The organism is Thalassotalea marina (assembly GCF_014656435.1).
In the GTDB taxonomy this organism is placed as follows: Bacteria; Pseudomonadota; Gammaproteobacteria; order Enterobacterales; family Alteromonadaceae; genus Thalassotalea_C; species Thalassotalea_C marina.
Genome location: NZ_BNCK01000002.1, coordinates 517,665 through 537,543, shown reverse-complemented (window position 1 = coordinate 537,543; position 19,879 = coordinate 517,665). Strand labels below are relative to the sequence as shown.

Annotated in this window: 15 protein-coding genes; 8 read left to right on the top strand and 7 right to left on the bottom strand. The window is 38.6% G+C overall.

Annotated elements, in window-relative coordinates; genetic code table 11:
- Positions 1–49: 49 nt before the first annotated feature.
- A complete protein-coding gene (locus IE199_RS05675) occupies positions 50–598 on the bottom strand; it encodes a YkvA family protein (protein ID WP_189768147.1) in 549 nt (182 codons plus the stop codon).
- Between the two features lie 167 nt (positions 599–765).
- Between IE199_RS05675 and IE199_RS05670 the strand changes: the two genes are divergently transcribed.
- A complete protein-coding gene (locus tag IE199_RS05670; protein WP_189768145.1) occupies positions 766–2,019 on the top strand; it encodes a DUF3667 domain-containing protein in 1,254 nt (417 codons plus the stop codon).
- A 25-nt stretch (positions 2,020–2,044) separates the two neighbouring features.
- Here the strand turns inward: IE199_RS05670 and IE199_RS05665 are convergent, their stop codons facing one another.
- The gene (locus tag IE199_RS05665; RefSeq protein WP_189768143.1) at positions 2,045–3,649 is read right to left on the bottom strand and encodes an RNA polymerase sigma factor; all 1,605 of its coding nucleotides are present in this window, start codon (positions 3,647–3,649) and stop codon (positions 2,045–2,047) included.
- Positions 3,650–3,814: 165 nt separating this feature from the next.
- On the opposite strand from IE199_RS05665, the gene IE199_RS05660 reads away from it, so the two are divergent.
- Together IE199_RS05660 and IE199_RS05655 are read left to right on the top strand one after the other, a co-directional pair.
- Positions 3,815–4,414: a CIA30 family protein gene (locus IE199_RS05660; RefSeq protein ID WP_189768141.1), complete on the top strand. Its 600-nt coding sequence runs from the start codon at positions 3,815–3,817 to the stop codon at positions 4,412–4,414.
- Between the two features lie 60 nt (positions 4,415–4,474).
- Positions 4,475–5,674, top strand: coding sequence for an acyltransferase family protein (locus IE199_RS05655; RefSeq protein WP_189768139.1), 1,200 nt, complete (start codon positions 4,475–4,477; stop codon positions 5,672–5,674).
- Positions 5,675–6,114: 440 nt separating this feature from the next.
- Here IE199_RS05655 and lysS read toward each other — a convergent pair whose 3' ends face one another.
- The 4 genes from lysS to IE199_RS05635 form a co-directional block, all read right to left on the bottom strand.
- Positions 6,115–7,668: a lysine--tRNA ligase gene (lysS, locus tag IE199_RS05650; RefSeq protein WP_189768137.1), complete on the bottom strand. Its 1,554-nt coding sequence runs from the start codon at positions 7,666–7,668 to the stop codon at positions 6,115–6,117.
- 134 nt (positions 7,669–7,802) lie between these two features.
- A protein-coding gene (gene prfB, locus IE199_RS05645) for a peptide chain release factor 2 (protein ID WP_189768135.1) occupies positions 7,803–8,901 on the bottom strand; the annotation gives its coding sequence in 2 pieces (ribosomal slippage) (positions 7,803–8,825 and positions 8,827–8,901; 1,098 coding nt in all).
- A gap of 118 nt (positions 8,902–9,019) precedes the next feature.
- Positions 9,020–10,744, bottom strand: coding sequence for a single-stranded-DNA-specific exonuclease RecJ (gene recJ / locus IE199_RS05640; protein WP_189768133.1), 1,725 nt, complete (start codon positions 10,742–10,744; stop codon positions 9,020–9,022).
- Between the two features lie 23 nt (positions 10,745–10,767).
- A complete protein-coding gene (locus tag IE199_RS05635) occupies positions 10,768–11,535 on the bottom strand; it encodes a thioredoxin fold domain-containing protein (protein WP_189768131.1) in 768 nt (255 codons plus the stop codon).
- A 200-nt stretch (positions 11,536–11,735) separates the two neighbouring features.
- On the opposite strand from IE199_RS05635, the gene fldB reads away from it, so the two are divergent.
- From fldB to IE199_RS05615, 4 genes are all read left to right on the top strand, one after another.
- Entirely contained in the window at positions 11,736–12,266 is a 531-nt protein-coding gene (gene fldB, locus IE199_RS05630) for a flavodoxin FldB (RefSeq protein WP_189768129.1), read from the top strand.
- A 95-nt stretch (positions 12,267–12,361) separates the two neighbouring features.
- Complete coding sequence (gene srmB, locus IE199_RS05625) at positions 12,362–13,606, top strand: ATP-dependent RNA helicase SrmB (RefSeq protein ID WP_189768397.1); 1,245 nt, start codon at positions 12,362–12,364, stop codon at positions 13,604–13,606.
- 154 nt (positions 13,607–13,760) lie between these two features.
- Positions 13,761–14,798, top strand: coding sequence for a FecR family protein (locus IE199_RS05620; protein WP_189768127.1), 1,038 nt, complete (start codon positions 13,761–13,763; stop codon positions 14,796–14,798).
- A 140-nt stretch (positions 14,799–14,938) separates the two neighbouring features.
- Positions 14,939–17,725, top strand: coding sequence for a TonB-dependent receptor (locus IE199_RS05615; RefSeq protein WP_229854552.1), 2,787 nt, complete (start codon positions 14,939–14,941; stop codon positions 17,723–17,725).
- Positions 17,726–17,790: 65 nt separating this feature from the next.
- Here IE199_RS05615 and yaaA read toward each other — a convergent pair whose 3' ends face one another.
- Positions 17,791–18,564 (bottom strand): peroxide stress protein YaaA, encoded by a 774-nt coding sequence (gene yaaA, locus IE199_RS05610; protein WP_189768123.1) that lies wholly within the window; start codon positions 18,562–18,564, stop codon positions 17,791–17,793.
- A gap of 240 nt (positions 18,565–18,804) precedes the next feature.
- Here yaaA and tal point away from each other — a divergent pair, with 240 nt between their 5' ends.
- Positions 18,805–19,758, top strand: a complete 954-nt coding sequence (gene tal / locus IE199_RS05605) for a transaldolase (protein WP_189768121.1) — start codon at positions 18,805–18,807, stop codon at positions 19,756–19,758.
- Positions 19,759–19,879 lie beyond the last annotated feature (121 nt).

The window sequence follows — 19,879 nt, the reverse complement described above, 5'->3', positions numbered from 1 at the left end:
CATCAATAAAAAAAGCCTGCTAATGCAGGCTTTATAAACTTCATATTTTTTAGAAGATAGAACGGAAAGAAGAACGCCCACTTCTGCGTTTAGAACGACGATTTCTCATACGACTATGCAGTTCACGACGTTTGGCATCTAACCAATCTTCTGTTGTTATCACACTGTCGCCAGCACGTTCTTTTTCACGCTCACGGTATGCACAAAATTCGTTAAAGGCATCAATATCGTCAGTTAACTCTTCTGCAACCAATTCAATCATGATCGCATCATCTAAAAAGCCTAACGCTGGAATATGATCTGGTACTAAGTCTTCCGGATCACTGAAATATGCCAATGCAGCTAAAACATCTGAGCGCTCTTCATCAGGAATTTGCCACTCACTGTCTTCAATCATCGCCACTAAAGTTTCAAGCTTTTTAATGCGCTCGCTAACAAAAACTGGTACATCTGATTTAACATCTGCACTTAGTTTTTTAGCATTGTCTAAAATTTCTTTTTCGCTTAACGACTTAGCACCTTGCTGTGCTTTTTTCATAACACCACGAAAATGCTCAATATCTGAATCTGACAATTCAAACGTCACTTCAAAGGCCATTATAATTCTCCTACCATTTGGCTTTCTGTGTGAAACTTAATTCACTTAAAGGTAACAGAAGTAATTGGTTTCATCACTAAAAACCTGAATTATTTTTATATTTATACATACTCATATTCTCTATAGCTTGTTAAAATGCATCAAAATAACAAAAATACTCACCGTTCATGGAACCTAAAAACGAGCTGACAAACATACATATTAATACGGAAATAGAAGCGTCTGCATTAATCTCACCAGAGTTGAATCAAAAAAAGCAGTGTGAAAATTGTTATTCGCCTGTTGAAGGGCCATTTTGTGCTCAATGTGGCCAAGAAGTAGAATCAACGTTAAAATACTTTTGGACTGTTTTGCTACATGTGCTAAATGATATTTTTAGTTTTGATTCGCGCGCTAACAGAACGCTTTTTCCTTTGCTATTTCGACCAGGTTTTTTAACTAATCAATACTTTCAAGGTCACCGTGTTCATTATGTTCCGCCAATCAGGTTATACCTGTTTATTAGTATTATCTTTTTTATATCCCTGAAATTTTCTACCTCCACAGGGTTGGAGATTGAGCACGTTAAAGAGGTGGAAAGCTTAACAAAGGAGGTGGATAAAATAGCTGCTATTTATAAACAGAGTGACGTAGAAAATAGTCAAGAGAAATTAGTCTTGCTCAGCTCATTCAACAGCAAGTTAGCAGAAATCAAGCAAAGGGACTCAATCAATAATAATGCATACGAAAGTTTAATCTCCGAATTGGTAGCTCTAGAGAGCAAGTTAGTTTCAGGTCAGTTATTGTCAATAAAGGAATCTGAGAAATATGAAACCTTAAACACTAAATGGCAAAATATCCAAGTAGGAAAAGCAGAGCTATCGCCTGAGCGTGGTATTAATTTTAGTAATAACCCAGATGGCACATTTACCTTTGACTGGTTAACACCAAGTGCTAATGCAAAATTAGAACAAGCAACAAGCTCAATTGAACAAAAGGTTAAGAGTTCATCATTTGATCAGTTGTTTGAACAGGCACTCGATAAGTTTCCGCAATTAATGTTTATATTATTGCCGTTATTCGCGTTAATACTCAAAATAATGTATTTGTTTTCTAAGCGGTTGTATTTAGAACACCTTACCGTCGCCTTACACAGCCATAGCTTTATCTTTTTAGCCTTATTAGTAGCTGAACTGCTTGATTTATTGACGGACTATAGCGCCAAAAACTTGCCGTCAGTACAGCCAATTTTGGATAATTTAGTTGTCGTGATTTTAGTGTGGGTTCCCATTTACCTATTTATTATGCAAAAGCGCGTTTACAAACAAGGCTATTTTTTAACCGCAGTGAAATATAGCTTCATCGGTATTATATATACCATATTATTATCCATTGCGTTTTTAACTGCCTTTATTTGGGGCGTTGCCGACCTACCAAGTTAATTAAATATAAAACAGCGTTGTATCATTAGACATGACGCTGTTTTACATTATTTGCATACCAAATAGCTGGGATAATCACCAAGACAGATAAAAATAACAAAGCCCATGGGTATAAATGATTAAATAAGCTTAAATTAATGAGCTGTGCCGCGGCATCATTATTCACTTCACTAGCATAGGCGATTCGACCTATCGCTGCGTTGTTTGCTATCGAAAAACCATCACTTAAAGCACTTTGCCAACCCAAAGCAGATAAAGAGCCGTATGCCTTAAATGCGATAGCAGAAGCGCCAAGACCTAACGCTCCTATGGCAACTGTACCTAAACTTAAAACACCTAAACTTACGGCGCCAATACTGACGACGCCAACAGACAAAATACCGACACTTATCGGAGCAATAGCGACTCCGCCCCAAGCAAATAATAATCCGTGAGCGTATGTTCCACCTGCGATCCAGGCAAAAGTTGGTTTATCTGTTACCTCGTGCAAGCCAAAGTGGATATGAACCAGAGGCACACCTAATAAGGAAAATGAACTTTTATAATATCGTTGCTCAGCTTGCTCTGTATCGATTCCCTTATCAAAAGCTTCAGGGTGAAAAATTCGTTCTTGGGCTCTTAAGTTTTGTATTGCTGCAAAAACATGTTTTACCAGTAATAGATAACCGACCACAAACAAACATACCAACAGTTGGGACAAGGTGGCGTAAGTGCTAATAAAAGATTGGTGCGCCAATGCTATATATTTTAATGCCATCATGCCCACGACAAAAACCAATGCAACAATTATAAACAGCGAAACACTTTTTTTAGTTAGCTGCTTTTCCCGCAACGTCCTAGATTGCGCAAGGCTTGCCTGCAAGCCAAAATATGAACTGATCAAACCAGACAATGATGCCAAAAGAGTGACAATTGAGGTGAATTTAAATAAGTAACTAACTTTCGCAGCGCTGGTGCCAATCGCAGTAGATTTTAACCCAGGAGCAATATCACTGATCATGACCATCACACCAGTAGTAAAGGCTTCACCTGGTTTTGTATTTTTTAAACCGTCTTCGATAAATTCGGTCATTGCTTCTTTTAGCTGCGCTCGACCTCTGGACAACCGCTGTTTTACCGTATCTTTGGTCAAAGAAAGCTCTTCGGCTACCTTGTCAATTGACTGATTTTCACGATAAAAAAGAATTAATGGCTCTTTATAGTTATCGTTCAGACCATCGAGAAATTTCCACAATAGTACTTGATGTTGTTCGTCAATAATGTGTGGTTCTATTTCATGCTCATCAGCAGCGTCATGCTGCTCAATATCAACAGCTCCAGACATGACTTGATGTCGCTCTTTTCGATGAAAATGACTTAATTTAAAACGTAAAATTCCACAAAGCCAAGCTCTGAGCTTCTCAGGCTCTTGAAGTGAAGCAAGTTTTTTCCAAGCTTCAATAAAGCTCTCCTGTGCGATGTCTTCACTTTGCTTAATATCTCCCAAGGCGGCATAAGCAATCGAACACAATAAATTTTGGTAGCGTTTAACTATTTGGCAAAACGCGTCTTTGTCACCACCCAGTGACAACGTTACTAAACTATCATCACTGTATTTTTCTCTGGTCAAATAAGATTTAAAAAACTTCATGTCGTTTCAATTTTTGTGGATTTATTAATAAGTGCCAAACCTTAGCCAAAGGTGACAAAAATAATTAACTAAAAACTTTTCCAATATTTGTCACCTTATTTTTCTATCGGGCACTTATTTATCAAACCTTCAATCAATAACGCTTTTAAACGTCAGGAGAATAAAATGAAGTTTATTAAAACCATATCAAAACGAGTAGTTTATATCACATCAATGCTTGCATGCATTAGTGTAAGCTCAATAGCCTTTGCATCAATATTGCCAACAGTAGTCGATGACTTTAGCCATGCTACAAATAATAGTTTAGGTATACCCAGACTATACATAGATGATTCAAGTGCTGGTGGCAAAACTAAGACAGAACACACTTTTCAACAAGGAAGCCTTAATATTACTGGCAAGATAACTCCCGCAAGAGGACAACCTGGTTGGTCTAGTACCGTATTACCATTAAGTATTGATAATAGCATGCAAGATGCCAGTAAATTTACAGGAATTAAGCTAAAAGTAAAATTGCGCAAAGGTATGTTATCAGTGTCAGCAAATAGTAGTGAAGTCACAAATTTTGACTTTCATGCAGCACCAATTGTAATAAAGCCTGATAACACCTTTCATGAAATTACCATCCCTTTTAATACCATGAAAAGAGCTTGGTCAGAACAAACAAAATTAAACACCTCAACCTTAATCAGTATAAGTATTGTCGCCTTTGGCTTACAACCGTCTGATTTTGATTTCGATATAGCAAACGTAAGTTTTTATTAAAGATTAGGTGCCAGTATTTTACTGCTGGCACTTGGTTGACCATGCTAGGTAACATTTCAAATGAATATAAAACATTCAACCAATCATAATTCCCCAAGGTTACACTACCTTGATGCCGTTAGAGCGTTTGCCTTATTACTTGGCATTGTTTTTCACGCGAGTTTATCTTTTATGCCGATTTTTATCGGTTGGGCAGTAATGGATATATCAACAAGTGATTTTGTTACTTACTTTATCCATTTAAGTCACTCTTTTCGTATGCCACTGTTTTTTATGCTCGCTGGATTTTTTAGCCATATGGCGATCAACAAAACTACATTGCAACATTTTGTTCACTCTCGTCTGATCCGCTTAGTCATGCCTTTTGTTATTGGTTGGTTTTTACTAAGGCCATTATTAGTGGCTGGCTGGGTTTTAGGGGCTGATAGCATGAAAGGCGATGTTGATTATCTAAATGCATTAAACCAAGCGTTTAATACCTTTTATGAATTACCAAGCAATCTGCTTATAGGTACTCATTTGTGGTTTTTGTATTATCTCATTTTACTCAGCGCATGTTTGACTATTGGCATCGTTTTATTCAACAAGATGCCAATAGTCGCCAAAAGTTTAACGCAACGATGTAATCGTCTATTGTCAACCGTAGAACATAATCCATGGATACTTAGCCTATTGCTATTTCCTACAGCAACGGTTTTGTGGTTAATGAATGCCTGGGGGTTAGACACACCCGACAAATCCTTAATGCCAAACTGGCCTGTTTTTGGCCTGTATGCACTTTTTTTTGGCTTTGGAATTATGTTGCATAACAAGCCCATATTATTAGAAAAAATTGTCAATGTCGGCAAAGCTAAGCTTTGTTTCATGCTTGTCACGCCATTGTTAAGTCTTTGGTTGGCTAGCTTTGAGGCAAATCCTATCTTCGGAAACTACTCGCTAACCAAGCTAGTATTTAGTTTTGGTTACGCGCTGATGATGTGGTCGCTGATCATCTTGAGTTTAAATTTGGGCAAAGCAATATTTACCAAACCGAATAAAGTAGTAAGGTACTTTGCTGATGCTTCATTTTGGCTGTACTTTATTCACTTACCCATTGTCATATTTTTGCAAGTGGCTTTTGCTGAATTAGAAATTTATTGGCTATTGAAGCTGCTTTTTATATCACTACTTACCGTGGCTATCTCACTGGTTTTATATGAACTGATAATAAAGACCACGTGGGTAAAACGTATATTCATACCAATTAAAAAAAATATTTGACCACTTAGCGAGAGTTAACAGGTTCAGAGGCAAGGCATTGATTGCAAAGAATGGTTATTCAGGAGAACCTGCTCCTGCGTTCTCTAATAAGCTACATCCCTGTAGCGTCTTTGTTAAAATCAATAACGCAGGCTATAAGCCTGTTAGACTCGCCCTTTGGGAACTCATTAGCACTCTGATAACATCTCTAAATAATCTAACCATAGAATGACTATGCTTAAATTATTTAGCTTGTTCTAAGCACGCTAATGAAGTTCTAAGTTGACCAAATATTTAATTCAATTGGTATTATTGGCAATAACAATGCAGGAGTTAAGTACAATAATGTTACTGCGCTTTAAAAATTGTTATTAGCGAAGTATAGACTAAACTTCGCATTGGTAATCAGAAACACAAAAGGCAACCATGCGGTTGCCTTTTCATTGTCTAAACCTTTATTTTTATTCAGCTAGCGGACGCATATGCGGGAATAAAATAACGTCTTTGATCGTCGGTGAGTCAGTAAATAACATCACTAAACGGTCAATACCAATACCTTCACCGGCTGTAGGCGGTAAACCATGCTCTAGTGCACGAATGTAGTCTTCGTCAAAGTGCATTGCTTCATCATCACCCGCATCTTTTTCTTCCACTTGCTTACGGAAACGTTCAGCCTGATCTTCAGCGTCATTAAGCTCAGAGAAACCATTTGCTAACTCGCGACCACCGACGAAAAATTCAAAACGGTCAGTAATAAACGGGTTTTCATCATTACGACGTGCAAGCGGTGATACTTCCCACGGGTATTCAGTGATAAATGTTGGTTGGTCCAATAAATGTTCTGCTACTTCTTCAAAGATTTCACAGATATATTTACCAGGGCCCCAAACTTTTGCAGCCTCACCTTCTTTAACGTGTACTTTTTTCGCTAATGCTTTAATAGCTTCAAAGTTATTTTCAGGATCACGCAACGCGGCTTCATCTTCAGCCGTAATCAGACCTTCTTTTGCGTATTGTAAGATTGCATCAACCATAGACAAACGTACAAATGGCTTACCAAAGTCATAGAATTTTTCTTCAATAACTTCACCTTCGTCATTTTTCACGGTGTTGCGAACTACGCTTGTGCCTAAAACGTCTTCGGCTACCGTGCGTAACATCTCTTCAGTTAGATCCATCAAGTCATGATAAGTCGCGTAAGCTTGGTAGAATTCAATCATAGTGAATTCTGGGTTATGGCGCGTTGATAAACCTTCATTACGGAAGTTACGGTTGATTTCGAATACACGTTCAAAACCACCAACCACTAAACGCTTCAAATAAAGTTCAGGCGCTATACGCATAAACATTTCTACGTCTAGTGCATTGTGATGTGTCACGAATGGCTTAGCCGATGCACCACCAGGGATGGTTTGTAACATTGGTGTTTCAACTTCCATGAAGTCACGTTCAGCCAGGAAACGACGGATACCTTCGACAATTTTTGAGCGAACTTTAAAAGTATTACGTGTTTCTTCATTGATAATTAAATCAACATAACGCTGACGATACTTAGTTTCTGTATCTTGCAAGCCGTGGAATTTTTCTGGTAATGGACGCAATGATTTAGTTAACAGGTGATACTCATCCATATTAACGTATAAATCACCTTTGCCAGACTTATGTAAAGTACCAGTCACACCAACAATGTCTCCAATATCCAATACACCCCACTTGGCTTTAATTTCTTTTTGGACATTTTTATCGGCATACGCTTGAATGCGGCCAGACATGTCTTGTAATACTAAAAATGGACCACGTTTTGCCATAATACGACCAGCAACACTGTAAACCGCAGTTTCAGTTTCAAGCGCTTCTTTTTCTTTCTCACCGTGTGCAGCTTGTAAATCAGCTGCATAGTGTTTTCGATCAAACTTATTTGGGTGCCCGTTGGCTGAACAGTTTTCTCGAATCTGCGCTAATTTGCCGCGACGTTCGGCAATCAATTTGTTTTCGTCTTGAATTTGCTCTGTCATTTGACTTCTCAATTGGTGGCTAAAGTTGCTCGATTTTAACGAGCGTTAAAAAATGGTTAATATCGCGAGCATAATCGCGAACAATTCACCATGCAATCATCCTATTAGATTGATTTTTGCATGGTTATGCTAAGTTACAAGCCCGACTTTAAACTGGCTTCAATAAATTTATCCAAATCGCCATCTAATACGGCTTGGGTATTTCTGTTTTCTACACCTGTGCGTAGATCTTTAATACGACTATCATCAAGAACGTAAGAACGGATTTGACTGCCCCAACCTATGTCGGATTTTCCGTCTTCTAATTCTTGCTTACTTTCGTTTTGCTTTTGAATCTCCATTTCGTAAAGCTTAGCTTTTAACAGCTTCATTGCTGTTGCGCGGTTTTTGTGTTGTGACCTATCACTTTGACACGAGACAACAGCACCCGATGGAATATGAGTAATACGGATCGCAGAATCAGTTTTGTTTACGTGTTGTCCACCAGCACCTGAGGCACGGAACGTATCAACACGTAAGTCGGCAGGATTGATATCAATTTCGATATTATCGTCAATTTCTGGGTAAATAAACGCTGAAGCAAATGAAGTATGGCGACGACCGCTTGAATCAAATGGCGACTTGCGTACCAAACGGTGCACTCCTGTTTCCGTTCTCAACCAACCGTATGCGTAATCACCAGAATATTTGATGGTACAACCTTTGATACCTGCAACATCACCGTCGGTAACTTCGATCACTTCGGTTTTAAAACCATGTGCTTCACCCCAACGCAGATACATACGCATTAGCATCTCGGCCCAATCTTGGGCTTCTGTGCCACCAGAGCCAGATTGAATATCTAAATAACAATCTGCTGGATCTTGTTCGCCAGAAAACATGCGACGAAATTCAAGTTTTTCAAGGTTTTCTAATAAACCTGTGACTTCAGCTTGAGCGTCGTTAAAGGTTTCAAGATCTTCCTCTTCAACCGCTAACTCTACTAAACCATCAATGTCATCACAGCCTGACTCAAGTGTTTTAATCGTTTCAACAACAGCTTCTAGGCTTGCTCTTTCCTTACCAAGTGCTTGTGCGCGTTCAGGCTCATTCCACACATCGGGCAACTCTAATTCTCTGACAACTTCAACTAAACGTTCAGCTTTGTGATCGTAGTCAAAGATACCCCCTGAGCATCTCAGTACGTTCACGGATTTCTTTAATTTGATTTAGTACAGGATTGACTTCAAACATACTCAGTTTATTGCGCCTATATCGACTTGTGGTCAAAAATAAAATAGTCGCGCATTGTAGCGTAAAATATAGGGTAAATAAACGCTTACCAGTACAATAATTGCTTAAATTTTATCGCTTAATTTGGCGTCAAATATTCGATGATTAATTGTGCACTTTTTACGCCGCGAAACTCGTTAATATCAAGACGATATGCAGCGTGAATTTTACTTGCTTGAGTGTTTGGCCAAGATTGAATATCAACATTAAAAGCAATTGCATCAATGAGCTTGCCCTGCTTTTCTAGTTGCAGTTTTAAATGTTTATCCCCGACCAGTCGTTGTTGTTTTACTTCAAAAACATCATCAAACATTGGCTCAGGAAACGCCTGTCCCCATGGGCCACTAGCGCGGAGTAACTGAGCAAATTCAATGGAAAGTTCACTGGGTGTTAACTCTCCATCAGATAACAAGTTACCTTCAAGTTTATCGGGCGTTAGCCACTTACCGGCATATAGTTCAAACAATTGTTCAAATTGGTTAAAGTTAGCTTCTTCAATTGACAAGCCTGCCGCCATCGCATGACCACCAAATTTGATGATAATACCAGGGTGTTGACTATCTATGTGTTCAAGTAAGTCTCGAATATGTAACCCAGGAATTGAACGAGCGGAACCTTTAATTTCACTTGTACCTTCGTTTTTAGCAAAGACAATACTAGGACGATAAAACTTATCTTTTAATCGGCCGGCAACAATACCAATGACCCCTTGATGCCACTCTGGCTGATAAAGCGCAATCGCATTGGGCATGTTATCTTGATTAAACGCCAATTTTTTTAGAATATGTTCTGCTTCTTGTTGCATGCCTTGTTCAATTTCACGGCGAGACTTATTTAATGCATCCAATTCCATTGCCATTGCTCGTGCGGTCATTAAATCAGGTGCTAATAGGCAGTTTATGCCAAAAGACATATCGTCTAAACGCCCTGCTGCATTAATTCTTGGCCCTAAAGCAAAACCGAAATCACTGGCCACTAATTCACTTTGTTCGCGATTAGCTACTTCAATTAAAGCTTGAATACCCGGCCTAGTATGCCCAGCTCGAATACGTTTTAAGCCTTGTTCAACCAAAATACGATTGTTAGCGTCTAGTGGCACCACATCGGCAACAGTACCTAGCGCCACCAAATCAAGTAACTTTGCAAAATTAGGTTCAGCGATGCCTCGTGTTTGAAACCATGATAGTTCTCTTAGGTATTTGCGCATCGCCAACATAAAATAAAAAGCAACACCAACACCTGCTAGCGCTTTACTTGGAAAGTCACAACCATGTTGATTGGGATTAATTATGGCGTCAGCGTTTGGTAGACTGGCACCGGGTAAGTGATGATCGGTGACAATCACTTGCATATTTAGCGCTTTTGCTCGCTCAACCCCCGCGATACAACTAATGCCGTTATCGACTGTGATTAAAAGCTGAGCGCCTTGTTGATGAGCGATATCAACAATTTGTGGTGTTAAACCATAACCATATTCAAATCGATTCGGGACGATAAAATCATGGTTAAAACTGCCGAGCATAGTTAATGCTTGCATCATCAACGCAGTGCTGGTGGCGCCATCTGCATCAAAGTCACCCACAATACAGATTTTTTTGTCCTGTAATAACGCTTGATGTAGAACCTGACAACCAAGCATCAAACCTGATAGCGACTCCACAGAGGCTAATCGCTCTACCCTGAGAGCTAATTCATCTGCATGCAACACACCTCGTGTTGCATACATTTGTTTTATTTTAGGATGTAATTCAGTAGGTAAAAAACTGTCGTCTACTAACGCTCTTCGTTGTATTGTTTTAATCATTGTTATTTGAGCTAAAACCTTGATTAACTTTCTTCAGCCAGACTTTGTAAAATTTTAAGTAAATCTTGAGGCTGACGATATCCTGGCAACATAAAACCATTGTCAAAAACAATCGCAGGTGTTGAATTCACACCAACTTGGCGAGCGAAATCAAATTCTTGTTCAAGTGGCTTATCACAAATGCGTTGTGCTACTGACGAGCCCGCTTTTGCTTTAGTTAATGCTTTGGCTGGATCTTCATGACACCAAATAGAGCGTAGATCTTTAAATCCGTCGGTTAACTGACCTCTATTATCTTTAACGCCAGCGCGAGGATAAGGTAAATAACGAACCGTGATCCCTAACTTGTTGTACTCATCCATTTGTTGATGAAGTTGACGGCAATAACCACAAGTAATGTCGGTGAATATAGTCACAGTAAACTTTTCATTTTTAGCAGGATAAACAATAAAATCCCCTTTAAATTGCTCTATCCCTTCAATTCTTAACTTAGCCAAAGCTTCTTCAGTATAATTGGTGACATTTTCACCTATACCGTACAATTTACCATGGACTAAAAACTCACCATCGGCACTGGTGTAAAAAATACCTTGGTTAGTAATCACTTCTAATAAGTTTTCCATCGGAGATGGTTTAACAGATTTAACCTCCAACCCAAGTAAGGCACCAATTTTAAGTGTTAATGCGTTTTTATCCAACGCAGGTTTTGCTTGCTCGGCATAAGAAAATGAAGACAAACTTGATAACAAAACTACACAAGATAGCGAGCGAAGCGCTTTTTTTAACAACATGATTAATCCAATTCCAACAGTTATGGCTTGCAGTTTACCATTAGCACAGCCGATAAATAAACGATGCTTTATCGCAAATAATGTAAATACTGTCTATTAGACCACCAAATTATCAATAAAATTGCAAGCGTCTTGGTTAGGCTTCTGGTAAACTTGCGCGCAATAAAACATCACCCTTAGTTGAGGAACCTCAGTTACCGATGAAAATAGGTTTATTTTACGGCTCTACTACATGTTATACCGAAATTGCAGCAGAAAAAATTCAACAAGCGTTAGCAGCTAAATTCCAAGTTGAATTGCACAACTTAAAAGATGTCAACATTGCTGAATGTGCCGAATATGACCTTCTAATTATGGGTATTTCTACTTGGGACTACGGTGAGCTTCAGGAAGACTGGGAAAGCCAATGGGCAGACTTAGCTAACGTTTCGTTAGAGGGCAAAATTGTTGCGCTTTACGGGATGGGAGACCAAATTGGTTACACAGATTGGTTTCAAGATGCGTTAGGTATGTTGAATGAAGTTGTTGAGCAACAAGGAGCATTTGTCATTGGGCGTTGGCCAAACCAAGGTTATGACTTTGCTCAATCAAAAGCTCTGATCAATGACAATTCGGAATTTGTCGGTTTAGCCTTAGACGAAGACAACCAATACGAATTAAGTGATGAACGCATAACTACATGGTGCAACAAAATCTTAGATGAATTATCAGAGATTTTAGAAGGTGTGTAACACACCACATAGTGCAAAATAATTTGCTTTAGCCAAACCTGTAGATTCCTTTTATAATTAGACACAATTTCCTATCTATGAACCAATTAATAAATATGTTTGAGCAGCTAGATTTAGATTCCGCCTTACTTGCAGGTGTAAAAGAATGTGGCTTTAAAAAGCCGACATCAATCCAATCACTTGTTATTCCAGAGGCGATGAGTGGCAAAGACGTTTTAGCTTCAGCCCCAACAGGGACAGGTAAAACTGCAGCATTTTTACTACCAGCAGCTCAACATTTATTGGATTATCCAAGAACCAAACCAGGTTTTCCTCGTGTATTGGTGTTAACTCCAACTCGAGAACTAGCCCTTCAAATCAGTGAACAAAACGAGAAACTGACTTCGTTCACACAAATCAAAACGGGTGTGATTACTGGTGGTGTTAACTACGGCAGTCATAAAGAAATTTTAACCTCGACAACCGATATGTTAATCGCAACACCAGGACGACTGCTAGAATACATTGATAACGAACAGTTTGACCCACGTGAAATTGAAATACTGATCCTTGATGAAGCTGATCGAATGCTCGATATGGGCTTTGCTGAAACCATTAACCGCATTGTAGGTGAGGCAAGGTGGCGCAAGCAAACTATGTTGTTTTCTGCCACATTAGAGGGCTCTGGTGTATTGAAGTTTTCCAAAGACTTGTTAAATGAACCAGTTTTTCTTGAATCTAATCCTTCCCGCAAAGAGAAAGGTAAAATCACACAATGGATTCATTTAGCGGATGACAAACAACATAAATTTAATTTATTAGCGCACCTACTAAAACAAGAGGAAGTAAAACGCGCTGTAGTTTTCGCCAATAAACGTGAAACAGTACAATATTTGTCGGGCAAATTATACGCTGAAGAAATTCCAGTCGCTTGGCTTGAAGGAAAAATGCCACAAGACAAACGAAATGCTGCCGTAGAACGAGTTAAAGATGGCAGTGTTAATGTATTAGTTGCTACCGATGTAGCAGCACGCGGTTTAGATATCGACGATATCACACATGTGATTAACTTTGATATGCCACGTAAAGCTGATATTTATTTACACCGTATTGGTCGCACTGGACGAGCAGGTAATAAAGGTATTGCGATTTCTTTAACAGAAGCTCACGATATGGCTGTCATTGGTAAAATTGAACGTTACTTAAATGAAAAGTTACCACGCCGCGTAATTGAATCATTACGCCCAAAAAACAAAGAAGCGCGTGTTGCGGTGAAAAAGCCTAAAGTGAAAAAAACAACAGCACAGAAAAAAGCGATTGCGAAAAAGCAACGCAAGCGTGCTAGCAAAAAGGCAAAATAATTTGAACAATTATACAATTTCTCTTGCGGTATATTTTTTTATCAGTAAAAATACCGCCTGATGAAATTGTATACTACATTTTCTGCTGAATTAACGACTAAAAAAGCATAAGATTACGCGCTAAACATACTGTGATTAAGGACTGATCCACACAATGCCGCATCCCACACTAAACGATCGTATTCGACTTCAAGCCAGTGACTGGATCAGTCGTTTAAACCGTGGGTTAACATCTGAAGAAAAACCTCTACTCATCGCTTGGATTAATCAAGATCCAAAACATCACGAAGCCATTTATAAAGTAGCAACTTTTTTCGATAACATCGCACAATTGGAAGAATTAAATGGTGTTTTTCCGCTACAGAAAAATAGAAGCTTTTGGTCACCAAGAATCATTTTATATACCTGTGCTGTATTATTAGCTCTTATTGCAACCATTTATAGCACTTGGTTATTTAGTATTAGCGCTCAAGAAAAGCCTTCAAGAATATTTGCCACTCAAATCGGTGAAAATCGGGTGTTTGCTCTACCTGATGGTAGCGATGTTATGTTAAATACCAATAGCCAAATTGAAGTATCTTTTACCGACAAGCAACGCCTTATAAAGTTACTTTACGGCGAAGCACAATTTAAAGTAGCCAAAAACCCCAATCGCCCCTTTACTGTGGTAACTGGTAATAAATCATTTACCGCATTAGGCACGACCTTTACCGTAAATAAAAATAACAATAAAGACATGGAGCTTTTTGTGATTGAAGGCCAAGTATTGATCACAAACAGCGAATTAAGCCTTCCTCAGTTAGCTTTAAAGATGGCTTTGGAAAAAGAAAAATTTGATTCAGCCGATATTATTACTGACGGCGAACAAGCGATTATCGAGAACGCCATTAGAACACGCACGACTCGACTGTCGAACGAACAAATGGAACGAGAGTTAGCTTGGCGACAGCAGATGCTAATTTTTAACGGCGAAACGATTGAACAAGTGTTACGTGAAGTTAGCCGTTACACAGATATACAATTTGAAATTATTGACCACGATATCGCAAATATTCGGATATCTGGCGTGTACCAAGCTAATGACATTTCAGGCTTACTTACTTCATTACAAGCAAACTTTAATGTTGACGCAAAAGTTAACAACACCAAGTCGATTCAATTAAGTAAAACACATAAAACCCCTAAAATATAAATTTCACTTAAAGTTGCCATCATGCTGATAACTTGGTAAAAAACAAATGGTTTTATCCATTGGAACTGCTAAAAACTATGGTTTTATCACGCCCGCTTTGGCGTAAATGCAAAAATATTTTTTTTGTTAGCACAGCTTTCTTGTTCTGGTTATGCAGTGATGCGGTAGCAGAAAAGCTGATACAATTTGACATCCCACAGCAGTCTGCTGACACGGCACTTCAGTTGTTTGGACAACAAAGCAAAAAGACAATCATATATTCACATGCATTGGCAAAAGGCAAACAAACTAATAGTCTTCAAGGTTACTACAGTGATGAACAGGCGCTACATATACTGCTAAGAAAAACGGGGTTAGTGGCAACAACACAAGCCAATGGTGCAATAGTCGTTGCACTTACCAGTAGAGATGCCCTGCCATTAAAACATGATCCGAACTCAGATAAAGAGTTAATTTCTGACACGCTTGAAGCAGCCTCCATGTCTATGGAAAAAATTTCAGTTTTTGGCCAACCCTACCGAACACGTAGTGCCGTAGATTTTTCGGTTCCAATAGACATTATCACCAGTGAACAATTACAAGCTACCGGCCAAAAAGACCTTGGCAGAATGCTTCAAATGCTTGCCCCATCGTTCAATTATCCAAGCTCAGCCATTAGTGATGGTACCGATGTATTAAAACCCGCGACATTAAGAGGATTAGGTCCGGATCAAATCTTAGTGCTAATAAATGGTAAAAGGCGACATCAAGCCAGCCTTGTCCATATCAATACATCAGTTGGGCGTGGTACTGCTGGCGTTGATTTTAATGCCATTAGCATCAACGCCATTGATAAAATAGAAATATTAAGAGATGGCGCCGCCGCACGTTTTGGCTCAGATGCCATTGCTGGTGTAATTAATATCGTTTTAAAAGCTGGTGTAACTCCTAACAAGTTAGCTATAGATTACGGTGAATTTAGTCAAAGTGATGGAGAAAAGCGTGGCGTGCATGGCGAATTAAGCTTTCCATTGTTTAATGGAGGTTTTTTTAATCTCGCGCTGTCTTATCAAACACAAGAAAAAACCAATAGAGCAGGACTTCAAGCAAGTTGCCAATTTGAAAACTGTAAAAAGCTGAAAAATGGTCACTGGTTGTCAACTACTACAAAAGAGCATTTAGCTCAAAGAGATGTATTTCAAATAGGGAACCCTGAATTCAACCAATTCATCAGTTCGTATAATGCTGCTATTCCGATGGGTAAAAACAAGCTTTATAGTTTCGCTATGTACTCTAACAGGAAAAACGAGTCGGCAGCATTTTTTAGACATTATAATAATGAAGAATCCAATCCAATGTTGTCTGATGGTCAGCGTCTATCGTTAACCGGTTATTTACCTCTGATTCAATCAGACATCTCGGATGTATCTTACACCCTAGGGCTCAAAAAGCACCTTGCCACTAATACCAATATTGATCTTTCATATAGCTTTGGTAAAAACACTATTGATTACCATGCAAAGAATTCGTTTAACCCTTCTTATGCCGTCTACCAAGACAAAATTCTGGCAAAAACACCAGAGAGTATTCGACTAAACACACCCGCGTCAGTTAAAGCTTATGATCTGTCTTTATCATTGCAAACAATCAATCTAGATTTGATGCATTATGCTAATTGGGCTCATATTAGTGCGGGGGTAGAACTTAGACAAGATACTTATCAAATAAGCCCAGGTGAGAGATATAGTTATTATGACTTTAAAACAAACATTGGCGATTTAAGTGGGAATACGATTGGTGGCGTTCAAGGGTTTCCTGGCATTTCCCCCAATCAACAAGTAAATCAGCGACGCGATGTGTTATCTGTTTATGCCGATTTAAACACAGATGTAACGCAACAGCTTCATTTTAGTTCAGCTATTCGCTTTGACAGTTATAGTGATTTTGGGAATACATCAAATTTAAAACTGGCTGCGCTTTGGCAAGCAACTGACAAAATTAATATTCGAAGTTCCGTGAGCACAGGCTTTAGGGCACCTGCAATGCCGCAACTTTATTTTAATAACATCAGTAGTCAGTTTATTGTCAATAATGATAATGAATTGATTGCAGAACATGTAGGTACGTTTCGAAACGATAGTCAATTGGCAAAAAACATCGGTATCAACCCATTGACTGAAGAAAAGTCATTAAATTTTTCGTTGGGAGCCTCGTTATCTTTAGCTGAAAACTTATCACTAACCATCGACTTATACCGTATCGAAATAGATGACCGCATTGTCATTAGCAATAAACTTTGTGCTGACGATTCCGTGCAGTTATCTTTGGCACTAGCACAGGAAAACATTGAAAAAGCACAGTTTTTCTTAAATGGTGCAGATACCATTACCCAAGGGATTGATTTAATCAGCCAGTGGCAACACCCTCTACGTGGCGGACAATTGTCTGTAACCTTTGCGGCAAATTATACCGACACTGAGGTAAAACGTTTAATAGCTCCGCAATCAGAAGCACTTTCACCACTGACTGTAGAGCAAATTTTCGCTAAACAAGATATATCAATAATAGAAGAATGGCAGCCTGAAAGCAGAATAAGTGTGACCAGCCAATACGATATCGGACCATGGTCTTTTAATTTTGCGCTCAATCATTTTGGTCAATACACCATAACAGATGGCCAGCAACAAACTTTTTCACCTGAAATATTAACGGACTTAAGATTAAACTATACGTTTAACAAACAGCTAACTGCTTATATTGGCAGTAATAACGTCTTTAACGTAAACCCTGATCGTAACCAAGTTGGAAATTCACATGGCGGCACCATAGTTGATCAAGATGGTGAAGTAATAGTATCAAGCCCTGGGGTATTTAAATATTCAAGACGCTCGGCGCCTTTTGGCTTTAACGGAAGGTACGCATATATGGGAATGAGTTATACGTTTTAATCAATTGGCGACCACCTTTTTTTGACCATTTAGTGGTAGCCAATACTTGTTCTTAGCGGCGTTTTTTAATCTTGCTTACGTGTAAAAACCCAGTCATTGCCTTTTGATAACGACTCATTATATTGATAGCCACCGTAATCAAAGTCTTTTAACGCTTCTACAGAACTTGGTTTTTTATCAATGATATAACGTGCCATTAAGCCACGTGCCTTTTTAGCAAAGAAGCTGATCATTTTATATTGGTCATTTTTCCAATCTTTAAACGCAGGAGTGATCACCGTCGCCTTAAGTTGTTTCTTCTTTACAGACTTAAAATATTCATTTGAAGCCAAGTTTATTAATACGTCATCACCTTGTGCCGCAATAGCTTCATTAAGTTTGTCGGTAATTAAATCGCCCCAAAACTGGTATAAATTGCTGCCACGGGTGTTATCTAACTTTGTGCCCATTTCTAAGCGATACGCTTGCATTAAATCTAATGGTTTTAACAGTCCATAAAGACCTGACAATATGCGCATATGGTTTTGAGCATAATCAAAACCAGCATCATCTAAACTGCTTGCATCAAGTCCTGTGTATACGTCACCATTAAAAGCTAACACCGCAGGACGCGCGTTGTCAGGAGAGAAAGGTTGATGCCATTCGCCAAATCTTGCAGCATTTAAACCCGCAATTTTGTCACTAACGCCCATCAAGGATGAAATATCTGCAGGTGACAACTTACGGCAGCGCTCTATTAGCTCTTCTGCATGAGATAACATCTCAGGTTGCGTAAATTTTTCAGTGGCAAGTGGAGATTCATAATCTAAATTTTTAGCGGGTGATACGACAAAAAGCATTTAGCACCTTTGACTTTTTCTACATATTGGTATTTGAATGGCGTTTACTATATCACAGCAACCTATGAATAAAATGTTTTGTGCTAAGAAGACGCTTGATCATTTGTATAAAATTAGTAAATATTAGAGTTCAAACTCGAATCTCCACATCAATTGAGTCATTCTTAGGCAAGTCCCTTGTCATATTTGTTAAACTCAATGCATGTATTGTGTTCCAAGGACATTAAAAAGGCGTTACACATGGCAAATCAATTAGAACAGCTAAAACAAATGACAACCGTTGTTGCCGATACCGGTGATATTGAAGCGATTGCAAAGTTTCAACCTCAAGATGCAACAACTAACCCTTCACTACTTTTAAAAGCTGCCTCATTAAACGCTTATCAGGATTTGTTATCACAAGCTGTTGCATGGGCAAAAGAACAATCAGACGACAAATCACAGCAAATTATTGATGCAAGTGACAAGCTAGCAGTATTGATTGGATTAGAAATTTTAAAAATCATCCCAGGTCGAATTTCTACTGAAGTTGACGCACGCTTATCCTTCGACACGCAAGCTTCAATCGACAAGGCACACAAATTAATCAAAATGTATAACGATGCTGGCATTTCAAATGACCGTATTTTAATTAAGCTAGCTTCTACATGGGAAGGTATCAAAGCCGCAGAGCAACTTGAAAAAGAAGGTATTAACTGCAACTTAACTCTGTTATTTAACTTTGCCCAAGCACAGGCTTGTGCTGAGGCTGGCGTATTCCTAATTTCACCATTTGTTGGACGTATTCTAGATTGGTATAAAAAAGATACCGGTAAGGCGGAATATGCACCAGAGGAAGATCCTGGCGTAATTTCAGTGACTAAAATTTATAATTACTACAAAGCTAATGGTTACAACACTGTAGTGATGGGCGCAAGCTTTAGAAATAATGGTGAAATTTTAGAACTAGCTGGCTGTGATCGCTTAACCATTAGCCCACAGCTATTAGAAGAGTTGGCAAATTCACAAGAAGCTGTTGTACAAAAACTTACATCAGACGTTGAATCTAGCACCCCTGATACTAAGTTAACAGAAGCAGCATTTAGATGGTCACTAAATCAAGATGCCATGGCGACAGAAAAATTAGCAGAAGGTATTAGAAACTTTGCTATTGACCAAGAAAAGCTAGAGCAGCAGTTGTCAGCGTTGTTTTAATTTGTCAGTTAATTTTGTGTAAAGTGTGTTCAAAATAAATTCACTTAGTATTCACTTGTTTGTTAAATAGTGAACAAAAAGTGTTTCATTTATTCGACATTGTGTGATATTAAAAAGGTGC

Coding starts and splice junctions, on each gene's coding strand:
- recJ (WP_189768133.1), bottom strand. CDS start 10,744: ATGATTAAAACAATACAACGAAGAGCGTTAGTAGACGACAGTTTTTTA.
- tal (WP_189768121.1), top strand. CDS start 18,805: ATGGCAAATCAATTAGAACAGCTAAAACAAATGACAACCGTTGTTGCC.
- IE199_RS05670 (WP_189768145.1), top strand. CDS start 766: ATGGAACCTAAAAACGAGCTGACAAACATACATATTAATACGGAAATA.
- IE199_RS05655 (WP_189768139.1), top strand. CDS start 4,475: ATGAATATAAAACATTCAACCAATCATAATTCCCCAAGGTTACACTAC.
- fldB (WP_189768129.1), top strand. CDS start 11,736: ATGAAAATAGGTTTATTTTACGGCTCTACTACATGTTATACCGAAATT.
- IE199_RS05665 (WP_189768143.1), bottom strand. CDS start 3,649: ATGAAGTTTTTTAAATCTTATTTGACCAGAGAAAAATACAGTGATGAT.
- yaaA (WP_189768123.1), bottom strand. CDS start 18,564: ATGCTTTTTGTCGTATCACCCGCTAAAAATTTAGATTATGAATCTCCA.
- IE199_RS05660 (WP_189768141.1), top strand. CDS start 3,815: ATGAAGTTTATTAAAACCATATCAAAACGAGTAGTTTATATCACATCA.
- IE199_RS05675 (WP_189768147.1), bottom strand. CDS start 598: ATGGCCTTTGAAGTGACGTTTGAATTGTCAGATTCAGATATTGAGCAT.
- lysS (WP_189768137.1), bottom strand. CDS start 7,668: ATGACAGAGCAAATTCAAGACGAAAACAAATTGATTGCCGAACGTCGC.
- IE199_RS05635 (WP_189768131.1), bottom strand. CDS start 11,535: ATGTTGTTAAAAAAAGCGCTTCGCTCGCTATCTTGTGTAGTTTTGTTA.
- IE199_RS05620 (WP_189768127.1), top strand. CDS start 13,761: ATGCCGCATCCCACACTAAACGATCGTATTCGACTTCAAGCCAGTGAC.
- srmB (WP_189768397.1), top strand. CDS start 12,362: ATGTTTGAGCAGCTAGATTTAGATTCCGCCTTACTTGCAGGTGTAAAA.